Source organism: Virgibacillus carmonensis (assembly GCF_057836705.1).
In genome coordinates this window covers 1-9,134 of the sequence record NZ_JBYQFJ010000054.1, presented here as the reverse complement: position 1 = coordinate 9,134, position 9,134 = coordinate 1, and the positions used below count along the sequence as shown (strand labels likewise).

Annotated in this window: 8 protein-coding genes; 4 read left to right on the top strand and 4 right to left on the bottom strand. The window is 37.2% G+C overall.

The genetic code is table 11. From position 1 onward, the window contains the following. Positions 1-113: 113 nt before the first annotated feature. From AC3G7N_RS20005 to AC3G7N_RS19990, 4 genes are all read right to left on the bottom strand, one after another. On the bottom strand, positions 114-683 hold the full coding sequence (locus AC3G7N_RS20005; protein ID WP_489423927.1) for a GNAT family N-acetyltransferase: 570 nt from the start codon (positions 681-683) through the stop codon (positions 114-116). Then, complete coding sequence (locus AC3G7N_RS20000; protein WP_489423926.1) at positions 683-1,729, bottom strand: MerR family transcriptional regulator; 1,047 nt, start codon at positions 1,727-1,729, stop codon at positions 683-685. Before AC3G7N_RS20000 ends, AC3G7N_RS20005 begins: the two co-directional genes overlap by 1 nt. Positions 1,730-1,842: 113 nt before the next feature. Then, a complete protein-coding gene (locus tag AC3G7N_RS19995) occupies positions 1,843-2,382 on the bottom strand; it encodes a hypothetical protein (protein WP_489423925.1) in 540 nt (179 codons plus the stop codon). A gap of 9 nt (positions 2,383-2,391) precedes the next feature. After that, positions 2,392-3,567 carry an Alp7A family actin-like protein gene (locus AC3G7N_RS19990; protein WP_489423924.1) on the bottom strand — a complete coding sequence of 392 codons (1,176 nt, stop codon included), beginning with the start codon at positions 3,565-3,567 and terminating at the stop codon, positions 2,392-2,394. A gap of 301 nt (positions 3,568-3,868) precedes the next feature. Between AC3G7N_RS19990 and AC3G7N_RS19985 the strand changes: the two genes are divergently transcribed. From AC3G7N_RS19985 to AC3G7N_RS19970, 4 genes are all read left to right on the top strand, one after another. Then, positions 3,869-5,020: an HD domain-containing phosphohydrolase gene (locus AC3G7N_RS19985; RefSeq protein ID WP_489423923.1), complete on the top strand. Its 1,152-nt coding sequence runs from the start codon at positions 3,869-3,871 to the stop codon at positions 5,018-5,020. Beyond that, complete coding sequence (locus AC3G7N_RS19980) at positions 5,007-5,351, top strand: DUF3307 domain-containing protein (protein ID WP_489423922.1); 345 nt, start codon at positions 5,007-5,009, stop codon at positions 5,349-5,351. The genes AC3G7N_RS19985 and AC3G7N_RS19980 overlap by 14 nt, the downstream gene beginning before the upstream one ends. An 11-nt stretch (positions 5,352-5,362) precedes the next feature. After that, positions 5,363-7,189 (top strand): adenylate/guanylate cyclase domain-containing protein, encoded by a 1,827-nt coding sequence (locus AC3G7N_RS19975; RefSeq protein WP_489423921.1) that lies wholly within the window; start codon positions 5,363-5,365, stop codon positions 7,187-7,189. Positions 7,190-7,513: 324 nt separating this feature from the next. Beyond that, entirely contained in the window at positions 7,514-8,773 is a 1,260-nt protein-coding gene (locus AC3G7N_RS19970) for a GGDEF domain-containing protein (protein ID WP_489423920.1), read from the top strand. The last annotated feature ends 361 nt before the right edge of the window (positions 8,774-9,134 follow it).

Here is a 9,134-nt window from a genome sequence, read left to right as displayed (position 1 = left end):
GGATATATCAATCGTTATTTGGATATATCAATCGTTATTTGGATATATCAATCGTTATTTGGATATATCAATCGTACTCACTCGATGGTATCGAGTTTCGTACGAACAGCCAATTATTCCACAACTACTTCCCATTCCTCACGCAATATTCCCATTTTGATAGAATCATAGTACTCATTATTAACAATTCGTGCCTTCCGGATTCGGCCTTCCTCGGTCATACCAGTTTTCCTAGCCAACTTCATCATACGTACATTCCCTGACCACGTAGAGATTCCCACTCTGACAACATCCATATTTCTAAAAATGTAATCTGTCCATAACCGGAATGCCTCGGTACCGTATCCACCTGACCAATAATTAGAATCAAAAATGACGATTCCATTGTTTAGCCAGTTTGTTTGTTCATCAACCCAATACCATCCTACCGTTCCTATCAATACGCCGTTTGCTTCAATGACGAGTTCTGACCTCACTTCTTTTGTACCAGAAATTCTAACATTTTCCGCAATCTTTCCCTTACGAAATTTTTCTAATGATAGTGGCTTAGGAGGATTATAAGGAGCATTCCATTTAAGATGCTTTCTATCTGAAGCTTCATACTTCCAGTAGTATATCCGCTCCACATCATTATCTGTTAAATCACGTAATACTACTTTTTCTCCATTAATTTTTAAATTCATTATTTCTTCACACCCTTACTAGCATAAACCATACTTAGAATCTCATTAAACTGATGTGTTACAACATTATAGTCATGGTTAACGAGCCATTTAACAATTACAGATCTATCTGCATAAAACTCGTCCTCAATTGCTTCAATCGCTTCATAATTTCCTGACTCTTGGAATTGGCTAATCACCTTAGTTCGGCGCTGTTCATCCACAAACATTAGATCAACAATACAAATTTGTCCTTCATCTTTTAATACACGGTCCATTTCATTAAATGCCAAAATCTTTTCACTATCTGGCAAATGGTGCAGTGCATAGCTCGACACGACGCAATCCACTTGATTGTCCAGCAAAGGTAATGCAAGGAAATGTCCCTTCCGAGTTTCCATATCTGGATGTTTTTCCTTACATATCTGAAGCATCTTTTCCGACTGATCAACACCGATAACTTTTGTGTTTTTCGACAAAAATTTAGCTCCTAGATTTCCTGTTCCAACCCCAATATCTAAACTAACATTCCCCGGTTGATGATGCATTGATTCGACTACTTTCGATAATGCTTTTTCATAATCTTGATGCACATTGAAACGATGGCCATGCATTTTGATATTCTGATCATAATCGCCTGCTTGTTCGTCAAAATTCCATTTGTCTTCCCAACTTTTTCTAGCACTTTTTATTCCTTTTAAATACTGAGATAGCATAAATATCTCTTCTACTGAGTATGTGTCTACATCCGTCTGATCCACCATTTGATCAATCGTCTCAATCATATCTTTCATCTCAATCCATTTCTCAAAAAGCGCAGACCGTTGAATATTTAAGTAATCGTTCATGCTCATATCAGGATTTTGTAAAATTTTGCCGATACCACTAACAGAAATACCAATTTCTCGTAAAGCTAGTATTGTACTTAAGCGAAGAATGTCGCTTTCCGTGAACGATCGATAATCATTTTCGACATCCTTTTCAGGAAAAATTAATCCTTTTTCCTCGTAGAAACGAATTGACCTTGGTGTCGTATTTAGTCTTTTGGCAACTTCTTTTATATGCATATTTATCAACTCCCTACAACTGACTATATACGTTAACGTAACGTTAAGGTAAAGAGGAAACTCAAAAAATGTGAAAAAAGGTGCAGCTGTCTTTTATCAGCTGCACCTTTTTGCTATTTATTCATACTGGAGAAAAAATCTCCTAATGGATCCTCATCAATTTCAATATCTTTTTCCTCACCAGATTGAGCATATAAATCCTCTTGCATATCATCCAAGTCTAAATCGCTAAGTCTTTCGCTTGTACCAGTCACATTTTCTTCTCTACCACTAGCAACTTCATCGAAATACATCGATTCATTCATATTAGTTGAACCATTACTCAACGAAGCCAGTAACGATGTAGCTCGAATAGGATCACTCAGTAATTGATACACAATAGTTCCGATTAATACTTCAGAATGCTCATGCTTAATCCAACTCTTTTGTTCTTTTGTTAACTGTTTGGGAAGTGGGATTGTGACAGTTTCACGTTCTCTTGTATAGGTTTCGTTAACCCCTTTTAAAACATACTGAGCAATTTTACTGGAAAAGTTTCGCCGTTCTGTATCTTTTAACTTTTGCAATAACTTTAGTACATGGTCGGGTGTATCTGAAGGAACACGAAAAGTAATAGACTGTCCGCGTTCTATACCTTTTTTAGTATCTGACATACCATCACCCTACTTTGCTTTTTCTGCCGTTTTTTCTTCTTTCGTGTCTTTTGTAGTCGATTTTGCAACAAAATCAGAAATTAATTTGTAATAAGCGTTCGCCATCATCCAGATACTTTCATTTTCATCTTCAAAAAATTCGATGTTAAATCCATCTAATTTGTTGTTTAGCGCCTTAATATACTCTTTTAATACTGCCGATCCACCACCAACAAAATAGCAGATCTCTGATTGCGAATTTTTTGCCCAAACATTACGTAAGTAGCGGTATTCTTTTTTAGCTAGTTCTAACAAAATACGGTCTGTTATGTCATGGACGTTCGTCCGGCTTCCTCTTACCATTATGTGGTGACGATCATTTTTACGCGTGATAATATCTACTACATCACGACGGCTATCCAATTCGACACCATGCTTTGTTCGTATTTCTTCGCGAATTTCTTCCAATGATTCTGCAACGCCTAAATTAAAACCTTGTGCTTTATCATCATCAACATTACGATTGCGGATTACCGCGATATCGGTTGAAAGTCCGCCAATGTCTTGAATTAGAATTTGTTTATCAATTAGTTCCTTATTAATTACATTTCTGTCATTATCCATAATGAGGTTTACATATGCTGCAAAGCCCTCCGGATATACTTTTACTTCATCAAATTTGATGTTAACTTTCTTTCCTTGGTATTTCGGTGTTACTAAAAATTCGACCTGATGAACCGATCCTAACAACTGTGAACGGTAACCAACGTCTTTTCCTTCTTTTACTTCACGAAGCGGGAGGCCTGTCCCAAGTGTATAGTTGGCATCAATTACATCATTCTTGCCTGCTTTAAGTTCTCCGTTGCTCACTGCATCTAACGCTAAGGAAGCAATTAACATTACAATTGTTTGATCCTCTTCTGATTTACTGCTTCCAGGATCAAGCTCTGTGGAATTATTTGTTTTCGTTGCTAAATTACCAACTCGGTAAACAGCGTTATTATCCTCTAGGGCAGGGGAGTGGACTCTGATATGTATGTTGTCCAATGGATCTTTTTCATCAAGTTCTTCAATTCCAATAACTGGACGGTCCTCCATATCACGAGCGATTACATTTGGTATATACAATTCATTTTCTAGCTTTCCAAAGTTTGCTTTTAATGCATCATTTCCTACATCTATTGCAGCAATTCTTGATTTAGTCATTTACCATCATTCTCCTCTCAAAATCAGTACACTACTAATAATAGATTATTCTTTCTAAATAGGCAAACAGGTTTTTGAAGTATTCTTTTTCGTATACTTGTACACAAAAATGCAAACACCTTTAAATCAATTTGTCTACTACTTTGTATACATGTGTACGCTTTTGAACACATTTAGATTACATTTTGTTTACAAGTTTACAATTACGCATACAGAACAAATAGTTTCACAACCTAGGTATTTATGCCGATAATAAAATAATAGACTTAGGTATGACTTTACGAAAAGAGGAAGAAGAAAAATGGATCAAACACAAGCTCTGAAAAATAAAGTTAATGAATTGCTCGGGTTATTAGAAGCGTTTAAAGAAATGAATTCGAATATCGAAATACAGGAAGTCTTTCAAAATATATTATTACAAATGGTACAAGTAGTTGGCGCAGAGGCTGCAACACTATGGGTAATAGACAACGAAGATGAACAAATCGAGGCGACTGCAGTGTATGGTCCTTCTGCTTCATCGATTCGAAATCTCAAACTGAGTAAAAATGAGGGTATTGTTGGACAGGTAATTCGTACTGGAGATGTTCATTACATGGAGGACGTTACAAAGGAGCCTGATTGGGCAAAACGTGTCGATAAAAAGAGTGGTTTTGTCACGCGTTCTATGATTACTGTTCCATTGATTGCAAAAGGGACCACTATCGGGGCGTTACAAATGCTTAATAAAGAAGATGGCACATGTTTTTCAGAAGAAGATGTTAAATTAGCATTAACACTTGCCAATCACTCTACCTTAGCGCTTCATAATAGCCAAATGTATGATGATCTGTACAAGATGTTTATGAGTATGATCCGTACCCTGGCAATGACACTAGATGCAAGAGATCCATATACTGCAGGGCATTCTGAGCGTGTTGCCACATATTCCCTTTGGATAGGAAAGGCACTGGAATTTGATCAAGAAACCCTAGATGATTTATACAAAGCTGCCCTATTACATGACATCGGTAAAATCGGTATTCCAGATAGCATACTCAGGAAAAGTTCAAAGCTTACCGATGAGGAATTTACTATTATTAAGAGCCATACAACAATCGGGGCAGGTATCCTTTCAAACATGGAACCAAAACGAATTATGAAAAGTTCTATCGTCACGGCAAGGTGGCATCATGAACGATTAAATGGAAGCGGTTATCCTGACCAGTTAACTGATGAACAGATACCGATTTTCGCACGGATTGTGGGCGTAGCTGACTCATTTGACGCCATTACAACTGTTCGTCCATACAGTACAGGCTTCACGTTTCAGGAAGGAGCAGCTGAATTAGAACGCTGCAAAGGCTTACTCTATGACAGTAAAATTGTTAACGCCTTCGTCCACATATTAGAAGCTTGTGACTATCAAATAGAAGACAAATTAAAAGGAGATTCAACCTATGAACATATTTAGCATCTTACTAATTGGCCACTTAGTAGGAGATTTCCTTTTTCAAACAGACTGGATGGCAAAATATAAAGCCAAACACTTGGTTCCCCTCCTCGCTCATTCTAGTCTGTACACCGCTATTATTGCGCTTTTCGCCCTATTTGAGGGGGGCATTTCGTATTTAGGAATCTTGGTCATATTTATAGGTCACCTTATTCTAGACCGTGGCACGTTTGTTAAGTTCTGGGTAATACATATTCAAAAGGTCAAAGAACCTAATCGATTTTGGTTATCTATCATGACAGATCAAACATTTCACATCATCCTATTAGCAATTGCAATTTATCTATCATAGGGGGCGTTCATATGACTTTTTCAGCCAAAAGATATGTTTTAGAACAAGATTATCAACTGCCAAGGAATAGAGTTTGGCGGCTTTTAAGTGATACGGATAATTTAAACCGAGTTATCGGACTCTTTCCAGTAACATTTACTCCAGCGAAAAAAAGAAAGCATGATGTGTTTCACAGAGAAGCAATGGCAAAAGTTGCAGGTATCGTTCCCCTCACATGGGACGAGTCACCCTTTCAATGGATTGAAAATAGAACCTATTCCGTGGAACGTAATTACTTAACTGGACCATTGAAACACTTTGTTGGTGGCGTTGAGCTTCTAGATAGTGATGATGGAAATGGGACGAAGGTGCGCCTAATCGGTGAATTCACGCCACGAAACCTACTTGGGATTGGCGCAATACCACTTACAGGTCTCCAATCAATGCGCAATACAATGAAGTATATGGATGTGTATATGAAGCAAAATCAGACATCCGCCTACCTCCCACAAAAAACGAAAAAACAAGACGTTTTTTTAGCTGAGCTTACTAGACTAGAAACAAAACTGACAACTATGCCAGTGGACGGCAAGCTAACAGTACTACTTCATCAACATATTGTAAGCCGACCAGATCAAGAGGTAATCAATATGCGACCTCGAACGGTAGCAAAAAAATGGAACGCAAAATATATAGAGATTCTTCGCCTGTTTCTCTATGCAACAAAAGCAGGTATTCTCTCGTTAAGTTGGAACTTAATTTGTCCTAATTGCCGAGTCTCAAAGGCTACATTCAACTCTTTATCAATAGTCACAAATACATTTCATTGTGATCTGTGCGGCGTTACCTATAATGCGAACTTTGAAAACTTTGTTGAACTAAAATTTTCTGTTCACCCTTCTATTAGAAAGGCTTATGATGAGTCCTATTGTGTTGGTGGACCGATGATCACACCACATATTATTATTCAACAAATTGTAAAGTCTGGAGAAACTATTCAACTGTCTCTTCCCTCTTCCTCTGAACAGTTGCAATTGCGTGTATTGGAAGCGAATCATAAAATTGAAATTAAAACTAATAATAAGAATCAAGATACACCATTGGCTTATAAAAACGAAGGCTGGGAACAAACTTATTTATCAAGTAATAACTCTATTTTAGTGAAAAATGAGAGTGACAATTCTATCGTTTTGGCGATTGAAAAAGTCAATTGGAACCAAGATGCAACTACAGCTGCAGAAGTGACGGCCATGCAGGAATTCAGGGATTTATTTTCGGCTGAGGTATTGGCACCTGGACAACAAGTTGGCATAGAAAATGTAACCATCCTGTTTAGTGACCTTGAAGGTTCTACCTCCTTATACGAGAAAGTCGGTGATGCCCATGCATATGGACAAGTACGTCGCCATTTTGACTACCTTATTAACTGGATTGCAAAATACAATGGTAGCGTTGTGAAAACAATAGGTGATGCTGTTATGGCTGTGTTCTACCGACCAGAAGACGGAGTGAAGGCGGCGCTTGCCATTCAAAATCATTTAGATGATTATAACGTTGAAAACAGTGAAGAAATCGTCTTAAAGGTAGGTGTCCATAGCGGTCCTGCTATTGTCGTGAATTCTAATGATCGATTAGATTATTTTGGCCGAACAGTTAACATAGCGGCGCGTATTCAAAATAAAAGTAATGGTGGAGATATTGTAGTTCATCATACCGATTTAAAAAATGATGCGATTACAGTTCTTTTGGCTCGAAAAGGAATTACCCTTCAGCCCTTTACCTCCCCCCTTAAAGGTATTAAAGGCGATATGGAATTAATCAGGATTACAAACACCCAACCTGCAAGAACCCTGGAATAACCATATTTCAAAGAAATAAGAAAAAGTTCAGGGCGCCTTGAAAGACACGACAAGCTTAAGCAGAGCGGTGCAGTGTGGGTGCTTTGCTCGCAGGGAGCGAACTGCTTATGTCTCGAGTGTCTAGGCGCTGGAGCTAGACATATAATCGCCAAAATTTATACTTTCTTTGCTCTAAATAAAGGTAAATTTATCTTCCTAATAATCTATATGGCATGACAAACCTTTCAATCATTTTCACTTTATAATTAGGTATATAGAACCGGGATAAAAGGTATAGAAATTTATGGAAATTTAGTATAAAATAGGATTGAGGGGGAGTTGACCTTGAAAAATGAAAAAGGTATCATATCCATTATTTTTATTATTTCATTAGCAGTTTCAATTCCATTTGCCGCTATTTCAGTAAATATGGACACGTTTTTAATAGCTTTAGTCTTATACCTCACTTTCTCCCTTCTTTATTTTAAATTAAGAATTTACAGCAAAAAGGGAAAGACAAATATTGATTACGGGACGTCATATAGTATGTCTTTTGTCCTATTCGCAGGCCCGATAGGCTTGTTATTCTATGAAACTATCTATCGAACTACTGTATATATCTATAAAAAAAGAACCAACACAGCTGATCCTGATGAATTTATGCATTTATTTTATAATATAGGCTCTTTTGTACTAGCAAATTCCCTAGTGTTTTATCTATACATGTCTATATTTCCAATAATAGAAAATGTGCCATTTCTATATTGGTTTCTACTGTTTGTACTTGTTTCTGGATCAGCTTTTCTCACTGACACCTTTCTCGTCATTATTTTTTACTTTCTAGGTGATTTGAGATCTAAACAAGAAACAATCCAGTTTTATAAAGGTAGAAGTTGGCTCGATACTGGAAAAGTAGCGCTTACCAATGGATTATTATTCATTTTTCTTTTAGAAGGTAAGTGGGAAGTTATTGTAGCATTTTTCATCCTTAATTACCTTGTAAGTCGGTCTTTCCTTGTAAAATCACAAAGTCTTCAGGACCGATCCGAGCGGGACAAATTTGAGCAAATGGCATACACGGATTTCTTAACGGGTATCCCAAATCGTGCTCACATGGACAAATCAATGAATACATTGCAGGAATCCGCCGAGCACTTGGGTGTGGTAGTAGCTGATATTGACTATTTTAAATCAATTAACGATTCATATAATCATGCCGTTGGAGACCTTGTTATTCAACACTTTGCAACCTTTTTACAAGATAGTCTTGAAAAGGATGATTACGTTTTTCGTAGTGGTGGTGAAGAATTTACGTTATTTTTACGTAACAGAAATTACGAGGATACGGTCCAACTTGTTGAGACGTTGCAATCAGGGGTTGAACGGAGCGTTGTTGAAGCCAACTTTAAGAATACACCTGTCTTCATTCGATATACTGCGTCATTTGGACTATATTACTATAAAACAAACACTAATCCATCGCTCGAGAAAGCGTATATATACGCAGACAATCTGTTGCTTCACGCGAAAAAAATTGGTCGTAATTGTGTGAAAGTTAAAAGCGGTATGATTGATGTGCCCTTATCTAGTAGATATGAAGATTAAACCAATAAGCCTCTTTCGAATTGCACGATAGGAAGAGTATTAAAAGCAACTAAATTTGATCAATAGAAATATCCTTTTATATGCAATTAGTTAACGAGTGCGGCGGCTTTCGATTATTGTTTCCAATTCATATATATTCATCAAGTAAATCCCTCCTCCTATACTTTTCATATTTCAAGTATAGGCAGGATTTCGATTTTCCATAACAGCTAAGAGCCCGAAATCCATTCATCCCTCAGACTGATTTTCTTCTAAGACCAATAGTGATCCACATTGAATGGTGGCTGAACAAAACTAAGAAAAACATAAGCGCCTTGAAAGACACGACAAGCATAAGCAGAGCGGTGCAGTGTGGGTGCTT

Bases quoted from the DNA above. Each gene is read 5' to 3' on its own strand.
- AC3G7N_RS19990 (WP_489423924.1), bottom strand. From the start codon at position 3,567: ATGACTAAATCAAGAATTGCTGCAATAGATGTAGGAAATGATGCATTA.
- AC3G7N_RS19975 (WP_489423921.1), top strand. From the start codon at position 5,363: ATGACTTTTTCAGCCAAAAGATATGTTTTAGAACAAGATTATCAACTG.
- AC3G7N_RS19985 (WP_489423923.1), top strand. From the start codon at position 3,869: ATGGATCAAACACAAGCTCTGAAAAATAAAGTTAATGAATTGCTCGGG.
- AC3G7N_RS20000 (WP_489423926.1), bottom strand. From the start codon at position 1,729: ATGCATATAAAAGAAGTTGCCAAAAGACTAAATACGACACCAAGGTCA.
- AC3G7N_RS19980 (WP_489423922.1), top strand. From the start codon at position 5,007: ATGAACATATTTAGCATCTTACTAATTGGCCACTTAGTAGGAGATTTC.
- AC3G7N_RS20005 (WP_489423927.1), bottom strand. From the start codon at position 683: ATGAATTTAAAAATTAATGGAGAAAAAGTAGTATTACGTGATTTAACA.
- AC3G7N_RS19995 (WP_489423925.1), bottom strand. From the start codon at position 2,382: ATGTCAGATACTAAAAAAGGTATAGAACGCGGACAGTCTATTACTTTT.